We start from the raw sequence: 15,489 nt of genomic DNA on the forward strand, positions 1-15,489 counted from the left end.
GGACAGCTTCGGAAGGCGCTGGAAGCCCGCAGAAGGTCTCGCGGCTAGATCCGCAATCGGCGGGAGTCAAACGGCTGGAATCCGGCCGTCCAATCTCGTAAGTTCAACTTCCATGGGAAGATGCGAATTTACTTCCGTCCGCCGGACGGGCGCTACCTCGGCACGCTCGAGACCGGAACCGCCGCGCTCCCCGACATGCCGGACGCCTTCGGCCCGGACGGCCTCGTCGCCTTCGTCGACACGGACGAGTTCGACGTCCCCGTCATCACGGTGTGGCGGCTCCCACCCGCGATCCGCCTCGAGTCGGCGCGACCTCCCCCGGCTCCATGAAGGGAACCTTGGTGCTCGCGGCTGCGCTGGGCGCGGGCGGCCTATCGGCGCAGGAAGTCGTCGACTTGCCGGCGGAGGACATTCCGCTCTCAGCGGACCTCGAGTTGGAGTACCGGATCGGATCGGCCACCGCGACGGCCGAGTGGGAGCAGTTCGCAGCCATCCGAAACGTAGCTTTTGACGGCGCGGGCAACCTCTACGTGCTGGACGGGGCAGGGGTGGCGGGCGCTACGCATGTGGTTGTGGTGGATGCTGTCGGTCGATACGTGCGCGATTTTGGTCGCGGGGGCGGGGGTCCCGGCGAGTTCCGTGCCCCGACACAACTCGTCGTCTGGGAGGACGGGCGCGCGGTCGTCGAGGACATGATGCGCAGGGGATACCACATCTTCAGTCCCGACGGCGAGTTCGAAGACACGGTGCGGGAACCCGGCTCAGGGTTCGGCATCGCGAGTCGCCCGGGGCTTCGACCGGCACGAACGGATCTTCGATCGCTGATCGGCCGCAGCGAGCGTTCGATCGTGCGGATCGACATGTCGTCGGATGAACTGACGGAGCAGACGCTGGTGGAGGCCTGGGCCCCGCGTCAACGGGAGGAAAGTCGCGACCGTGAAGACAGGGCGATCGCGGACGTGATCGGCGAAGTGTGGGGGTTTGAGCCGGAGGTGCTGTTCGACGTGCTGCCCTCGGGCGCGATCGCGCTTTCCGACTCGTCGGGCTACGCCCTCAAACTCACCGATCCTTCCGGCACCGTATCGCGGATCCTGCGCCGACCCCTTCAGCCGCAGCCGGTGACGGACGAGATGAAACGGTCTGAGCGCGAGCACCTGCTCGAGATACGACGAAGCCGGAGGGACACATGGTTCGGGACGCCGACGCCGGAGATGATCGCGCTCGTGAACGAAGTTAAGACGGCTTGGCTGGCGGCCGCGGAGAACATGCGGTTCTTTCCGGAAGTGCCGCTTATCACGGCCGTGCGCGCGACCTGGGACGGTACGCTGTGGGTCCAGCGGAGCACGGAGTCGGGCTCGGACGAGCCGGGCTCGATCGACGTGATCGCGCCGAACGGGCGCTACGTGGGCACGCTCGCGCCGGGTACCGCGACGCTGCCCGACATGCCGGCCGCGTTCGGTCCGGACGGCCTCGTCGCTTTCATCGATACGGACGCGCTCGACGTCCCGGTCATCACCGTGAGACGGCTGCCGCCCGGGATCCGCTGAGAATCTCTCCCACCCCGGCGCGCGCTCCTCACCGCGAACCGAAGGTGTTCCGCACGCGGAGCGATCGCCGGAAGTAGGCCGTCCAGACTGTCGCCCACGCCAGCGACCCCACCACGATGGCCGCGAGGATCGCGATTGCGGCCACCCATTCCTCGGGGTTTCTCCTCTGCGCCGCCCCGTCGGTCTCGAGATTGAAGGGGACGGCGGCCGCGCGCAGCGTGATCACGAGGGCGACGACCCACAGCGCGACGACGTTCCACCTCGGGGCTCGCGGCGACTTCAGGAGGATGAGGGCGAGCGGGGACGCGAGGAGAAGGAAGATCGCGCCCAGCAGCCAGAGGGCATAGTCAAGAAACCATCCCGACAGGCCCGCCGAATGGACGAGCAGGAACGGGATGGAACCCAACAAGTAAACCAGGAGCCAACCTCCCACGCCGACCGGCGTGGTTCCGTCGATCGGGGTCTCCGTGTTTGGAGCTGGTCCCATCAGGGCGCCAGCCATTCCGGTGCACGAAGGGCGCCCGCGACGCGGTGCGACATCCGCCGCCGCGAGATCGCCACGGTCGTGCGGGCACGTTCCCCCGTCACGGTCGCGTCGATCTCCGAAGCCGCTCGGAGGCCCGACTGGAGGGCTCCCTGCATCCACCCCCGCTCCCCCGAAGCGTGCTCGCCAGCGAAGTGAATGGGGCCCTCGGGCGATGCCAGTTCCGGGTGCTCGGCGAACGGGGGATCGTTCCGGGTGTATGCGGCCCCGATCCAGGGCTGGTGCTCCCACGCGAAGTGGGTTCCGCGCTCCGCGACCTCGCGGGAGCCGGGGAACAGGCCATCAAAGCGATCGATGAAATCGGGTACGATGGCGCCGGGCTCCATCGCCGCGACCGCGCGCGCCATGTCTCCGTACATGTACGACATCAGGATTCCCCGAGGTCCCGGCTGATCCCAGGTCGGATGCCACATTTCGGAGAATCCCCCCAGGAACGACAACCCCCAGCCGTTCAAGCCGTCCCCCTCCCAATTCCGTTCCGCGTACTGGACGTAGACCCGAGTGACGTCCTGGTAGGAAGTGGCTTCGAAGGCCGCTCGCTTCGCCGCCGAGAGGATGGGGTCGAACACGATCCTGTCGATGACGGGGAGGGGGACGGTGCAGATAAGGTGGCCGCCCCTCAGTTCCCCCGCCGCGTCGCCGGTTCCGTACGAGGCCACGACCCCGGCCTCGTCCCGGACCACCCTCGTCACCGGCGAGCCGTACCGCACCCGGTCTCCGAGCGCTTCGGCAAAAGCCATCGGCAAGGCGTCGGTCCCCGGCGGAATCTTGAGCCACGTGTCCCACCCCCCACCGAGGAACACGCCCGGCGACTCCCGGTAGCGGTCTCCCCGCTCGGGAACGATGAGGTACTCACCGTCCTGCGGATAGAAGGGCGAGGTCTCGATCCCGAAGTGATCGAGGTAGCCGAGCGTTCGATCGTGGTCGGGCGGGATGCGGGCCGGGCCGGATTCGGCGATGAGTCCGTCGTCGAAGGGCTCGCGAAGTGTCTGTACCCGACCCCCCGCCGCGTTTCCTGCTTCCAGAACCCGGACATCGTGCCCCGCCCGGACCAACTCGTACGCGGCGACCAGCCCGGAGAGACCGGCGCCCACCACGATCACGTCGACCCGATCTTCGGGTGAGGGCGATGGCGGCACACCGACGACCGGACCCATGCCGTCGCCCGAGCAGCCGGTGCCCAGGGCGAGGGAGACCAGGGCGCCACTGCCGCGGGCGAGAAAGTCCCGGCGGCTGAGTGTTGTATGGTTGTTCACGCTTGACAACGCTCCGGCCGGGGCGCATGATCCGCAATCCGAATAAAAACCGAACATCAAGCCCCACGGAGCATCCATGTCCTACGCCGAAGGTCTGGCCGCACAGCTTTCCATGTCCAGGAGCCTGTTCAAGAAGACGCTGGAGACGTTCACGGAGGAGGATTCGGGTTTCGGGCCCAACCCTGACGTATTCACCGTGGCCGGCCACGTGGCGCACGCCGCCGGTACGGTCGACTGGTTCGTCGACGGCGCGTTCGGAGACGGCTGGAACATGGACTTCCAGGGACATCTCGAGGAGACGCGGGCCGTCACTTCACTGGCCGAGGCGGTCGCGTGGGTCGACCGGGCCTACGGCCGGGCGATCGAGGTCATCGGGTCCGCGTCGGACGACGATCTCCGCGCGCCCATCGAAGATCCGCAGATCATGGAGGGGCAGCCGCGAGGGGCGATCGTGAACGGCATCGTCGATCACACGGCGCACCACCGGGGCGCGCTCACGGTCTACGCGCGCCTGCTCGGCAAGGTGCCCGTGATGCCGTACGCGTAGCAGCCCGTTGCCCGCGTCAGCGCGGCGGGCGGGGCCTGTGAGGCCCTTTATACCTCTTATACCTCTACCTCGCGCACGAAGAGCTGCGCGGCGGATTCGCGGCGCAGGGCGAGGAGGGTGCCCTCGACGGAGATGATCGGGTCTCCCGCGGGGGAATTGCGAACGCGGCGCAGTCGGCAGCCCGGCAGGATGCCGCGCTCCAGGAGCGGCCCGACTTCGTCGCTCGGTGCGTCGATGCGCTCGAGTTCCACCGCCGTACGCAGCGGCACGTCCATCAGCGACGTCCGGGAACCGCGCGATCTTCCGTTCTTCACGCCGGGATTGCCCCTCACGTTGGTTTGACCCTCGGAGCGCAGCATACTAGCGTCTTCGTCAGTTGAGAACCAGTCTCAACTAACAATAATCGTTATCGGTAGTTTCCCATCATGCCCCCAGTCGCGACCCCGACGCGCGCGGACCGCGGAGCCGGTACGGACGCGCCCGTTTCCGGGCCGCCCGTCGTGGCCCTGATCGGTCCGCCCAACTCGGGCAAGACGACGCTCTTCAACCGACTGACCGGACTGCGGCAAAGGGTTGCGAACTATCCGGGCGTCACGGTCGAGAAACACGTTGGCCGGGCGCGCTTCGCCTCGGGGCTCGACCTGGACATCGTCGACCTGCCGGGGGTGAGCGGTTTCTCGGCCCGTTCCCCCGATGAGCGCGTCACGCGCGACGTGCTGGAAGGGCGGATCGGAGGGCTGCGCGAGCCCGAGGCCATCGTCCTCATCGTCGACGCGGTCCGGCTCGAGACGCAGCTCATGCTCGTGGGCCCGGTGCTCGAACGCGAACGCCCCACGCTCCTCGTCCTCAACATGGCGGATGAACTCGAGGCGGGGGACGGCACGCTGGACGACGAGGCGCTCGCCACCGCGTTCGGCGTGGAAGTAGTCCGGACCGACGCGCGCACGGGGCGGGGCGTCGAAGCGGTCGCCGACTTCCTGGACCGGGTGGCCCTGCGCTCGGCGACACCCACGGCCAGCGCGAAGTCGGGGTCGGGTTCCCCGGCCGGGCGAGCCGGGCTGCCGACGATGGACGCGCTCTCCCGCCGCCGCGAAGTGGTCCAGAACGCGCTCGCCGCCGCGAAGTATCGGTCGGCCGGCCCGCCGAAGCTGACGCAGCGTCTGGACGCCCTCTTCCTGCACCGGATCGCGGGCCCGGCCGTGTTCCTCGTCCTCGCCGCGCTCGTGTTCCAGGCCATCTTCACGTGGGCCACGCCGATCATGGACGGGGTCGAACTCGGCATCGCCTCCTCCGGCGAGTGGCTGGCGGCACGGCTTCCGGCGAGCTGGTTCCGGGACCTTCTCATCGACGGCGTGTGGGCGGGGGTCGGCTCCGTGCTCGTCTTTCTCCCCCAGATCCTCATCCTCTTCCTCTTCCTGGGACTCCTGGAGGACTCCGGTTACATGGCGCGTGCCGCGGTGATCGCCGACCGCACGATGCTGAGGGTCGGACTGCAGGGACGGGCGTTCCTGCCGCTGCTTTCGGCCTACGCGTGCGCGGTGCCGGCGATCCTCTCCTCGCGTACCGTGGAGGATGAGCGCGACCGGATGGCGACGATGTTCATCGCCCCGTTCATGACCTGCTCGGCGCGGCTGCCGGTCTATGCCCTCCTGATCGCGGCGTTCATCCCGGAACGTCCGCTCCTGGGGCCGTTCGTCGGGACGCGGGCGGCGACGATGCTCGGCCTCTACGCGCTGGGCCTCGTCGCGGCCATCGGCACCGCTTTCCTGCTCCGGCGCACGTTCCTGCGGGGGAAGCCCTCCGGCTTCGTGATGGAACTGCCTCCGTACCGGATTCCGGCGCTGCGGACGGTTGCCCTCCGCCTCCTCGACCGCAGCAAGATCTTCCTTCGGCGGGTGGGGAAGATCATCCTCGCCGTGACCGTCGTCCTCTGGGTCCTGGCACAGTTCCCCCGGGTCGACGGCGCCCCGCCACCGGTCGATGAGAGCGCGCTCGGACAGATGGGACAGGTGATCGAACCGGCCATCGAACCGCTCGGTTTCGACTGGAGGATCGGGGTCGGCCTCGTCTCCTCGCTCGCCGCGCGCGAGGTGATCGTCGGCACGCTCGGCACGATCTACGGCATCGAGGACGGCGACGAGACATCGCTCGAGCTGAGGGCGGCGCTGCAGCGGGACCTGGACTTCGGGGGGGCCATCGCCCTGCTCGTCTTCTTCGTGTTCGCGCTTCAGTGCATGTCGACGGTCGCCATGATGCGGAGGGAGACGGCGGGCTGGAAATGGCCGCTGGCCCAGTTCGGCTACATGCTCGCCCTGGCCTACGCCGGAGCCCTGGCCGCGAACCAGCTACTCTGAGGCCGCCGATCCGTCGGGTCGTCAGGCCGGGCCGCTAGGCCGGGTCGCCGAAGAACCGGGGATAGAGGAGGGCGTTGGCGAGCGCAACGACGGTGAAGACGATGAGCGCGTCGACCATGCTCCAGTAGTAGAAGGGCCGGATCCCCGCTACGTAGTGGTTCATGTAGACGGCGGCCAGCGCGCAGAAGAAGGCGGCCATCAGTAGATAGCTCTTCAGGCTGCGGACCCAGATCGAGCCCCGGAGCACCGGGTTCAGGAGGTGGAAGACGACCGCCGCCACGAACCACATCGCGTAGTTGTACCCCAGCGAGATCATGAAGTCGGTGGACGTGAAGTCCTGGTCGAACGCCTCGGGGAAGAGCGGCAGGGGCCGGTGCATGGGTTCCATGATCGTGAACCCCTCGATGAACCCGCCCACCGTGTAGCGGACGACGTTCAGCAGGACGACGAGCGCCGCCAGCTTCAGGACCGTCTTCATGTTGCTACTCTCCCGGCTCGCGCTCCGACCCGTCGGGCCGGCAGGCTGTGGGTTTCCCCGTATCCCATCGTGCGAGACTATCCATCCCGCAGTATCGGAACAACGGAACCGGGAACAGAAACAGAGAGGGATGGCCGATGTTCGCCAGAAACGCCGTAGTACCGCCTGGACCGGCCCGGGTCATCGTCGGCGCCGTCGCCGCGGTTGCCTGGTGCGGTACGCTCGCGTGCGGTGCGGAACCCGCCGGAGAAGCACCGGAAGCGCCGGGCGACACGTCTCCCTACCACATTCTCGTGACCAACGACGACGGGATCGACTCGCCCGGCATTCAGGCGCTCGCGGCGGCCCTGGGGGAGGTCGGAGAAGTGACGGTCGTGGCGCCCTGCAGCCAGCAGAGCGGGACGAGCATGAGCATCAGCCTTGACGAGGAGTTCCGCGTCCGGGCCACGCCGGCGGGGAACTGCGTCGACGCCACGCCGGCCAGCGCCGTCCGCCTCGCGGTCCGCGTGCTCGCGCCGGAATCCGGCTTCGATCTCGTCGTGAGCGGGATCAACATCGGCGCGAACGTCGGCGAGATCTCGCACATGTCCGGGACGGTGGGGGCCGCGATGATGGGGGCGTACCTGGGGATTCCGGCGGTGGCGGCCTCGCAGGACTCGGGCCCGGGCGAGTTCGAGCACGCCGCCGGCATCGTCGCCCGCTTCGTCGCGGAACTGCGGCGGCGGGGGCCGGAGATCGGCATCGTCTATTCGCTCAACTTCCCGGCCGCGACGGCGGCCGAGACGCGCGGCATCGCGGCCCGGCCCATGGGCGGCAGCTACTTCCGCATCGTCCACGAGGAGGTGACCGGGGATCCGGGCGAGGAGGTCGATGACGCCGAGGGAGGCCGCTGGTTCAGCGCGGTGTTCGGGCCTCCTGAGGCCATCCCGGCCGGGAGCGACACCGAGGCGTACAACGAGGGCCTCGTCACGATCACGCCGCTCCGCTTCGACTGGACCGACCACTCGACCGTCGAGGCTCTGGGAGGTTGGGACCTGGAAGCGCTCCTCGAGGACGGAGGAGACGGGACCTAGCATCCCGACAGTCGCGGGGCCGCGGCCGGTCTACCAGCCGAGGACGTAGCCGAACACGAGCGGGGCGACGATCGTCGCGTCGGACTCGATGACGAACTTCGGCGTGTCCACGTCCAGCTTGCCCCACGTGATCTTCTCGTTGGGGACGGCGCCGGAGTACGATCCATAGCTCGTCGTGGAGTCGCTGATCTGGCAGAAGTACGCCCAGTAGGGGCACCACCTGCGGAGGTCTTGGCGGATCATGGGGACGACGCAGATGGGGAAGTCGCCCGCGATCCCGCCGCCGATCTGGAACAGGCCGACGGGCTTCGCGTCGGAGTCGCCACTCGCGTCCACCCGCGCCCCCGCCGCATCCGCGTCGATTTCGGGCGCCTCCGCCAGGGTTCGGCCGGTGCTGGTGCGTACGTACCATTCGGCGAGCGCCGCCATGTACTCCGTGCCGCCGTGCACGGGCCCCGGTCGGCCCAGTCCGCCGCCGAGTTGTTCCGCGACGAGGACGTTGCCCAGCGTCGAGTCTTCCCAGCCCGGCACGAACAGGGGGAGATCGGCCTCCGCCGCCGCTACGAGCCAGGAATCGGCCGGATCGATCCGGTAGCGCTCCGCGAGGGTCCGGTCGCGGATCAGTCGGTAGAGGTACTCGTGCGGGAGCCGGCGCTCGCCCGCGGCGTCGGCCGCCCGCCACAGCTCGCGCAGCGGCGCCTCGACTGCGCGGAACGCCTCGGCCTCGGGGATGCAGGTATCGGTCACGCGATTCAGCCCGCGACGCTCGAGGTCCTTCTCCTGTTCGGCCGTGAGCGCGCGCCAGTCGGGGATGCGGACGTAACGGTCGTGCGCCACGAGGTTGAACAGGTCCTCCTCAAGGTTCGCCCCGGTGGCGCAGATCGCGTGCACCTTCCCGGCCCGGACCATCTCCGCCAGGGAGAGGCCGAGTTCGGCCGTGCTCATGGCGCCGGCCAGCGTCACCAGCATCTGTCCGCCCTCGTCGACCAGCTCGCGCCAGGCGCGGGCGGCCGCCCGCAGCGCCGCCGCGTTGAAGTGGCGGTAGTGACGTTCGATGAAGTCGGTGAGCGTCACGCGCTGCGCCCGGGGCCCGGGGTTCGGGTCGACGTCGGCCGCGTGCGGGTCGCCGCGGGGCCGCTCAGACGAGCAGCGTGGGCTGGAACGCGGGCGGCTGCCGGACATTCGTCGCCTGCTCGAAGGCGTAGGCGATCCGGATCAGCGTCGCCTCGCTCCACGCGCGGCCGCAGAGCGACATTCCGACCGGGAGCCCTCCGATGAAGCCCATGGGGACCGTCATGTTCGGGTAGGCCGCCATCGCCGGCGGCGTGGAGCAGCCCCCGCCGCCCCCGCCCGAGGCGTCGAGCGGATCCTGCACGGCGGGGATGCCCGCCGTGATTCCGACGAGCGCGTCGAGCCGATGTTCGTCCATGGCGCGGTCGATCCCCTCGTCGCGGGAGAGGCGGTGGCTCGCGGCCAGCGCGTCGAGATACCGCTGGTCGGTGAGCGGCCCGCGTTCCTGCGAGCGCACATGCAGCTCCTGCCCGTAGAGGGCGAGTTCGAGATCGTGGTTCGCCTCGTTGTACTCGATGAGTTCGGCCAGCGACTTGATCGGGGCGTCCGGGCCGAGCGAGGCGAGGTAGGCGTTGAGATCCGCCTTGAACTCGTGGTACAGCACCTCCATCTCGTACTCGTTGCCGAACCGGAGTTCCTCCGGGAGCGTGACGGGGTCGACGACGGTCGCGCCCTCCGCGCGCATGGCGTCGAGCGCCTCCTCGAACAGGCCATCGACGCGGCTGTCGAAGCCGGCGTACTCGCGCAGGACGCCGACGCGGGCGCCGTCGAGGCCGGCCGGGTCGAGCGCGCCCGTGTAGTCGGTCAAGAAGTTGCCCGCGCTCGCGGCGGTCAGCGGGTCGCGGGGGTCGACGCCGACCATGGTTCCGAGCATGATCGCGGCGTCGCGCACGGTGCGGGCCATGGGGCCGGTGCTGTCCTGGCTGTGGGCGATGGGGATGACCCCGCCCCGGCTGTGGAGGCCGATCGTGGGCTTGATGCCGACGAGGCAGTTGCGCGACGAAGGGCCGACGATCGAGCCGTCGGTCTCGGAGCCGATCGTCGCGACCGCAAGGTTGGCCGCGGCCGCCGACCCGGACCCGGAACTCGACCCGCCCGGCGTGCGGTCGAGCGCGTACGGGTTCTTGCAGAAGCCGCCCCGGCCGCCGTCCCACCCGCGGCCGCTCCAGCCCGAGGCCCCGAACTCGAACGACTTCCAGCCCGCCCACTCGCTCATGTTCGCCTTGCCGAGCAGGAGCGCTCCGGCCGCGCGCAGCCCCGCCGCCACGAACGAATCCCGCGGCGCGATGGACCCGAGGAGCGCCGTCGATCCGGCCGTCGTCGTCATCCCGTCCGCCGTATCGACGTTGTCCTTCAGCAGGAGCGGGATCCCGTGCAGCGGTCCCCTCGGCCCCGAGGCCTGGAACTCGCGGTCGAGTTCGTCGGCGATCTCAAGCGCGTCCGGATTCGTCTCGAGCACCGCGAACAGGCGCGGCCCCTGCCGGTTCAATGCCTCGATCCGCTCGAGGTACATCTCCGTGATCGATCGGCAGGTGTACTCGCCCGAGCGCATGCCCGCGTGGACGTCGTCGATCGTGATCTCTTCGAGCGCGAAGTCCGGGATGTTGGCCGCCGAGGTCTCATCCCCCGATCCTCCGAATCCGGAGCCGGGGTCGTCGTTCCGGGGCGCGCAGCCGCCGAGGGAGAGCAGGGCGCCGGCCGCCGCGCCGGCCTGCAGGAAAGTGCGCCGATCCATCTCGGACATGGTTCGTTCCTTCCGATCTCGGGGGTCCGCCGCGCCGCGGAAACGCCCGGCCCGGCTCCGCGATGGACGCATCATGGACGCCCCTTTGTCCAACGGTCAATGAGTCCGCCGGCCGCGGCCCCGCTTCGGCCCCATTGACGCCCGCCCGCGTCCCGCTCCACCGTCCGGGGTCACACTTCCGGAAGGAGATGAGGATGAGGGCCACCGTCACACGTCGCGGCTTCCTGCGGCTCGGCGTCCCGCTCGCCGTCGTGTCCCTCGGCGCGGCCGACGTGCGCGGTCAGACCGCCCCCGACTTCGCGTCCGTCCGTGACGAGATCCGGCGCGCGCTCGTGGCCTGGGACCAGCCCTCGATGGCCGTCGCCGTCGCACGGGGCGGCGAGGTCGTGTGGGAGGAGGGCTTCGGGTGGGCGGACCGGGAGCGGCGGGTTCCGGCCACGGAGCACACGATGTACTCGCTGGCCTCGATCTCGAAGCCGATCACGGCGACGGGGCTCATGATCCTCGTGGAACGGGGATTCATCGACCTCGACGCGCCCGCGAACGACTACCTCGGCCCCGCAAAGATCGACGGGCGGACCTGGGACGCTGACGGCGCCACGGTGCGGCGCGTGGCGAGCCACACCGCGGGACTCCCCCTCCACTACCAGTTCTTCTACGAGGACGAACCGTACCGGCGGCCGCACATGGACGAGACGATCCGACGCTACGCCAACCTCGTGACGGCGCCGGACGAACGCTGGAACTACTCGAACCTCGGCTACGGCATCCTCGACTACATCATCGAGCGCGCCTCGGGGCAGTCGTACCCCGATTTCATGCGCGACGAGGTGTTCCGGCCGCTGGGCCTCACGCGGACATCGGTCGGCATCGGTTTGGGACTCGAGGACTTCACGGCGACGCGGTACGCGACGGACCAGAGTCCGATCCCGTTCTACGACTTCGACCACCCCGGCGGCTCCGCCGTGTTCAGCAGCGCGCACGACCTCGTCCGCTTCGGGATGTTCCACCTCGGCCACGATCTCGACCATCAGCGGAGGATCATCTCCGACGCGGCGATCGAGCGCATGCGGGAACCGGGCGGAAGCAGCGGTCCCGCCGCCGAATACGGCATCGGCTGGTCGCTGCGCGAACTGCCGGGCGGTCTCCGTCTCCAGCGCCACGGCGGTGGGATGGGCGGCGTCCGCACCGAACTCGCGATCGCCCCGGAAGAGAACGCGGCCGTCGTCGTTCTCTCCAATTCCGCGACGCCCCTCACCGGCTATGTCTCGAACCTCCTCTGGCACACGCTGTTCCCGGACGCCGTGTCGAAGCCGACGCGGCCGGAGGTTCCGGACCCGCACCGGCTGGAGCGCGAGGGGATTCTCGAGGAGGCGGGAGACGGCACCGCTCCGCTGATCGACTTCGCGCCCATGCCGGAGCTCGCCGGGGAGTGGGTCGGCGAGGTGGACACGCACCTCGGGCCGCACCCGCTGGCGCTCGCGGTCGACGACGGGGGACGCGTCCACGTCCAACTCGGCGACGACCTGTGGACGCTGCTCAACAGCGCCCGCTTTGACGGCGAGTACCTGAGAGGCGGCTTCAGGGGCGACATCGGCACGGAGGACGCGAACCGCACCGATTACGTGCTTTCCGTCGAACTCAGGCTGCGAGGCGCCACGCTGAACGGCTCCGTGACGGCGATCACGCTCCCGAACGTGCGCCTGGGGAACGCCCTCACGCACTGGGCGGAACTTCGCCGCCGTCGCTAAGGCCCAAGCGGGTTGGGCCGCCCGCGAAACGACCCGCGAAAGATGGAGAATGACATGACGCGACCGGACCGGCTGGACCGTCGATTCAGGAGCCCGCCCTGGGCGGTGGTGCTTTTTGCGGTCGCGCCGTTCGCAGCGGGGTGCGGGGCGCCGGAAGACGCGACGGACGCGCCGCCACCGACCTCGGCCCAGACCGCCGCCGCCCCCACCGATGCCGAAGCCGTCGCCGCTGCACACCACGAGTATCTCGCGGCGAACTACGAGAAGTCCGAGTACATGGTCGAGATGCGGGACGGGATCGCACTGTACACGCTCGTCTACGAGCCGCTCGACCGCTCGCGCGAATATCCCATCCTCCTCTTTCGAACGCCCTATTCCATCGGTCCCTACGAGCCCGGCCAGTATCGGAACCCGCTCGGGCCGTCACGGGAGTTCGACCGCTCCGCGTACATCTTCGCCTTCCAGGACGTGCGCGGGCAGTTCAGGTCGGAGGGAGAGTTCGAGGTCATCCGCGCCCCCGCGCCGGAACCCCGCGGGCCCACCGATACCGACGAGATCACGGACAACTGGGACACAATCGAGTGGCTGCTCGCGAACGTCGACAACCACAACGGGCGCGTCGGACAGTGGGGGATCTCCTACCCCGGCTGGCAGACCGTGATGGGAATGGTGGACGCCCACCCGGCACTCGTGGCGTCGTCGCCCCAGGCCTCGCCATCGGACATGTTCATCGGCGACGACTGGCACCATAACGGGGCCTTCCGGATCATGTACGCCTTCTCGTGGCTGTCGGGGAACGCCCGCCGGCGCGACGGCCCCACGGACACGCGCGGGGCCCGCTTCGACTACGGCACGACCTCCGGCTACGACTTCTTCCTCAACGCCGGATCCGCCGCCACGGTGGACGAACTCTACTTCCACGGCGACGTGCCGGCGTGGCGCGACTTCATCGAGCACCCCAACTACGACGACTTCTGGCAGCGGCAGAACGCCCTCCGCTACCTGGACGACGTCCGCCCTGCGACGCTCAACGTGGCGGGCTGGTTCGACACCGAGGACTTCTACGGCCCGATGTCCATCTACCGAACCGTCGAGTCGGAGAACCCCGGGCTCGAGAACACGCTCGTCGTCGGTCCCTGGCTGCACGGCGGCTGGGCGCGCATGGACGGCGACTTCCTCGGCTGCATCGCCTTCGACACGAAGACCTCGCACCACTTCCAGCGCGAGTTCCAGTTCCCCTTCTTCGAATATCACCTGAAGGACGAGGGGACGTGGGACGCGACGGAGGCAAACGTCTTCCTCACGGGGACGAACGAGTGGCGCGCCTACGACTCCTGGCCGCCGGCCGACGTCACGCCGGTGAGCCTGTACCTGGGGCCGGACGGGACGCTGGCCTTCGAGCCGCCGACGCGGACCGCCGACTCGGCCGCGGACTCGCCAGCCGATACCTACGTGAGCGATCCGGCGAATCCGGTGCCGTTCTCCGCCGAGGAGCGCACGACGCTCGGCCACCTGTGGAAGGTGGAGGACCAGCGGTTCGCCTCGGAGCGCCCGGACGTCCTCGTCTACCAGTCCGAACCGCTGGAGGAGGACCTCACGATCGCGGGCCCGATCGGGGCCGAGATCTTCGTCTCCACGACGGGGACGGACTCGGACTGGATCGTGAAGCTGATCGACGTCTACCCCGACGGCGCGCCGCCGAGCGGCAACTGCGACGTCCCCATGGGCGGCTACCAGATGCACCTCGCGGGCGAGATCATGCGCGGCCGATTCCGGAACGACCTCGAGAACCCCGAACCGATGGTGCCGGGAGAGATTACGCGGATCGAGATCGACCTCCGGGACCGCTTCCACACCTTCAAGGCCGGGCACCGGCTCATGGTCCACGTCCAGAGTTCGTGGTTCCCCGCGTACGACCGGAACCCGCAGACCTTCGTGGACACGTACCGCGCCACGCCGGGGGATTACCAGGCCGCGACCCAGACCGTCTACCGCTCGGCGGAGCACCCCTCGCGTGTGATCCTCGGCGTCCTGCCGGAATCCCCGTGACCGGAAGACCCCAATCCCCGTAACCGGAAGACCCCCAGGAGGAAGGCATGGCACGAATGACTCTGCGAACCGCGACGACGCTGGCGGTTGCGCTCTCGGCCGGGATCGCTTGCGCGCCGGATAGCCGGAGCGACGAGGAAGTTGGCGGCTCCGACGAGGCTCTCCTCTTCCCGTTGCAGCCGCCGGACGGGCCGATGCCGGAGATCGGGCCGGCGCCCGCGGACTACACGCCGACGGCGGCGGGCTCTCCCTCCACCGACATCTGGATGGGGACGCTCGTCCGCGAAGGCGGCGCGGTGTCGATCCCCGACCTGGGACGGGCGACGGACCGCGACGCGTACGACAACCAGCCCAGCTTCCTGCTGGACGGTTCGGCGATCCTCCACACCGTGGCGCTGGACCGCAGGCAGACCGAGATCATGCGGCTCGCGGCGGCATCCGGGACCGAGCCCGGCGCCTCCGAGCGACTGACGCACACGGAGGAGGCGAGCGAGTTCTCGGCGCTGCAGATCCCGGGGCAGGACGCCTTCTCCGCGATCCACGAGATCCGCGGAAAACAGTACCTGTGGCGCTACGAACTCTCCGGCGAATCGATCGGGCCGATCTTCGCCACCGCCGAGCCTGTGGGATACCACGCGTGGGCCAATGAGCACGTCGTCGCGATGTTCATCCTCGGCAGTCCGCCCACGCTCCAGGTCGGGGACGCGCTGACGGGCGAGATCCGGATCGTGGCGGAGCGCCCCGGCCGCTCCATCCATCGCGTTCCGGGGACGGAGGCGATCTCCTTCGTGCGCAAGGTCTCGGACGAGGAGTGGTGGATCGAGCGCCTGGATCCGGCCGCCGGGACCAGCGAGCGGATCGTGCGCACGATCCCCGGTCGCGAGGACTACGCGTGGACGCCCGAGGGCGAGATCCTGATGGGAGATGGCGGTCGGCTTTTCGCCTGGTCGGAGGGCTCCGATTGGACGGAGATCGCCGACTTTTTGGACCTCGGCGTCGAGGGCATCACCCGCCTCGCCGTGAGCCCCGACGGCTCCCGGATCGCGATCGTCGCCAACCGCCCGGCAGGCTGAAC

14 protein-coding genes are annotated in these 15,489 nt (G+C 69.2%); 8 read left to right on the forward strand and 6 right to left on the reverse strand.

What is annotated here, in order from left to right:
- Positions 1 to 120 precede the first annotated feature (120 nt).
- Positions 121 to 330 (forward strand): hypothetical protein, encoded by a 210-nt coding sequence (locus OXN85_10310; GenBank protein MCY3600346.1) that lies wholly within the window; start codon positions 121 to 123, stop codon positions 328 to 330.
- Positions 327 to 1,547: a hypothetical protein gene (locus OXN85_10315; protein MCY3600347.1), complete on the forward strand. Its 1,221-nt coding sequence runs from the start codon at positions 327 to 329 to the stop codon at positions 1,545 to 1,547. Before OXN85_10310 ends, OXN85_10315 begins: the two co-directional genes overlap by 4 nt.
- Positions 1,548 to 1,575: 28 nt before the next feature.
- Here OXN85_10315 and OXN85_10320 read toward each other — a convergent pair whose 3' ends face one another.
- Both OXN85_10320 and OXN85_10325 read right to left on the reverse strand, forming a co-directional pair.
- A complete protein-coding gene (locus tag OXN85_10320) occupies positions 1,576 to 2,034 on the reverse strand; it encodes a DUF2569 family protein (protein MCY3600348.1) in 459 nt (152 codons plus the stop codon).
- Positions 2,034 to 3,347, reverse strand: a complete 1,314-nt coding sequence (locus tag OXN85_10325) for an FAD-dependent oxidoreductase (GenBank protein ID MCY3600349.1) — start codon at positions 3,345 to 3,347, stop codon at positions 2,034 to 2,036. Before OXN85_10325 ends, OXN85_10320 begins: the two co-directional genes overlap by 1 nt.
- Before the next feature lie 76 nt (positions 3,348 to 3,423).
- Here OXN85_10325 and OXN85_10330 point away from each other — a divergent pair, with 76 nt between their 5' ends.
- Positions 3,424 to 3,894 (forward strand): DinB family protein, encoded by a 471-nt coding sequence (locus OXN85_10330; GenBank protein ID MCY3600350.1) that lies wholly within the window; start codon positions 3,424 to 3,426, stop codon positions 3,892 to 3,894.
- A 56-nt stretch (positions 3,895 to 3,950) separates the two neighbouring features.
- Here OXN85_10330 and OXN85_10335 read toward each other — a convergent pair whose 3' ends face one another.
- Positions 3,951 to 4,169, reverse strand: a complete 219-nt coding sequence (locus tag OXN85_10335; protein MCY3600351.1) for a FeoA family protein — start codon at positions 4,167 to 4,169, stop codon at positions 3,951 to 3,953.
- Between the two features lie 150 nt (positions 4,170 to 4,319).
- Between OXN85_10335 and OXN85_10340 the strand changes: the two genes are divergently transcribed.
- A complete protein-coding gene (locus tag OXN85_10340) occupies positions 4,320 to 6,248 on the forward strand; it encodes a ferrous iron transporter B (GenBank protein MCY3600352.1) in 1,929 nt (642 codons plus the stop codon).
- A gap of 34 nt (positions 6,249 to 6,282) precedes the next feature.
- Here the strand turns inward: OXN85_10340 and OXN85_10345 are convergent, their stop codons facing one another.
- Complete coding sequence (locus OXN85_10345) at positions 6,283 to 6,726, reverse strand: hypothetical protein (protein ID MCY3600353.1); 444 nt, start codon at positions 6,724 to 6,726, stop codon at positions 6,283 to 6,285.
- A gap of 137 nt (positions 6,727 to 6,863) precedes the next feature.
- On the opposite strand from OXN85_10345, the gene surE reads away from it, so the two are divergent.
- On the forward strand, positions 6,864 to 7,799 hold the full coding sequence (gene surE, locus OXN85_10350; protein MCY3600354.1) for a 5'/3'-nucleotidase SurE: 936 nt from the start codon (positions 6,864 to 6,866) through the stop codon (positions 7,797 to 7,799).
- A gap of 30 nt (positions 7,800 to 7,829) precedes the next feature.
- On the opposite strand, the gene OXN85_10355 is transcribed toward surE, so the two are convergent.
- Together OXN85_10355 and OXN85_10360 are read right to left on the reverse strand one after the other, a co-directional pair.
- Complete coding sequence (locus OXN85_10355) at positions 7,830 to 8,873, reverse strand: deoxyhypusine synthase family protein (GenBank protein MCY3600355.1); 1,044 nt, start codon at positions 8,871 to 8,873, stop codon at positions 7,830 to 7,832.
- 64 nt (positions 8,874 to 8,937) lie between these two features.
- Positions 8,938 to 10,614: an amidase gene (locus OXN85_10360; GenBank protein MCY3600356.1), complete on the reverse strand. Its 1,677-nt coding sequence runs from the start codon at positions 10,612 to 10,614 to the stop codon at positions 8,938 to 8,940.
- 194 nt (positions 10,615 to 10,808) lie between these two features.
- On the opposite strand from OXN85_10360, the gene OXN85_10365 reads away from it, so the two are divergent.
- The 3 genes from OXN85_10365 to OXN85_10375 are packed head-to-tail and all read left to right on the forward strand — an operon-like array spanning position 10,809 to position 15,487.
- Positions 10,809 to 12,365 carry a serine hydrolase gene (locus OXN85_10365; protein ID MCY3600357.1) on the forward strand — a complete coding sequence of 519 codons (1,557 nt, stop codon included), beginning with the start codon at positions 10,809 to 10,811 and terminating at the stop codon, positions 12,363 to 12,365.
- A 54-nt stretch (positions 12,366 to 12,419) separates the two neighbouring features.
- Positions 12,420 to 14,414 carry a CocE/NonD family hydrolase gene (locus tag OXN85_10370; protein MCY3600358.1) on the forward strand — a complete coding sequence of 665 codons (1,995 nt, stop codon included), beginning with the start codon at positions 12,420 to 12,422 and terminating at the stop codon, positions 14,412 to 14,414.
- 47 nt (positions 14,415 to 14,461) lie between these two features.
- Positions 14,462 to 15,487, forward strand: a complete 1,026-nt coding sequence (locus OXN85_10375; protein ID MCY3600359.1) for a hypothetical protein — start codon at positions 14,462 to 14,464, stop codon at positions 15,485 to 15,487.
- The last annotated feature ends 2 nt before the right edge of the window (positions 15,488 to 15,489 follow it).

Source organism: Candidatus Palauibacter australiensis (genome assembly GCA_026705295.1).
GTDB lineage: Bacteria > Gemmatimonadota > Gemmatimonadetes > Palauibacterales > Palauibacteraceae > Palauibacter > Palauibacter australiensis.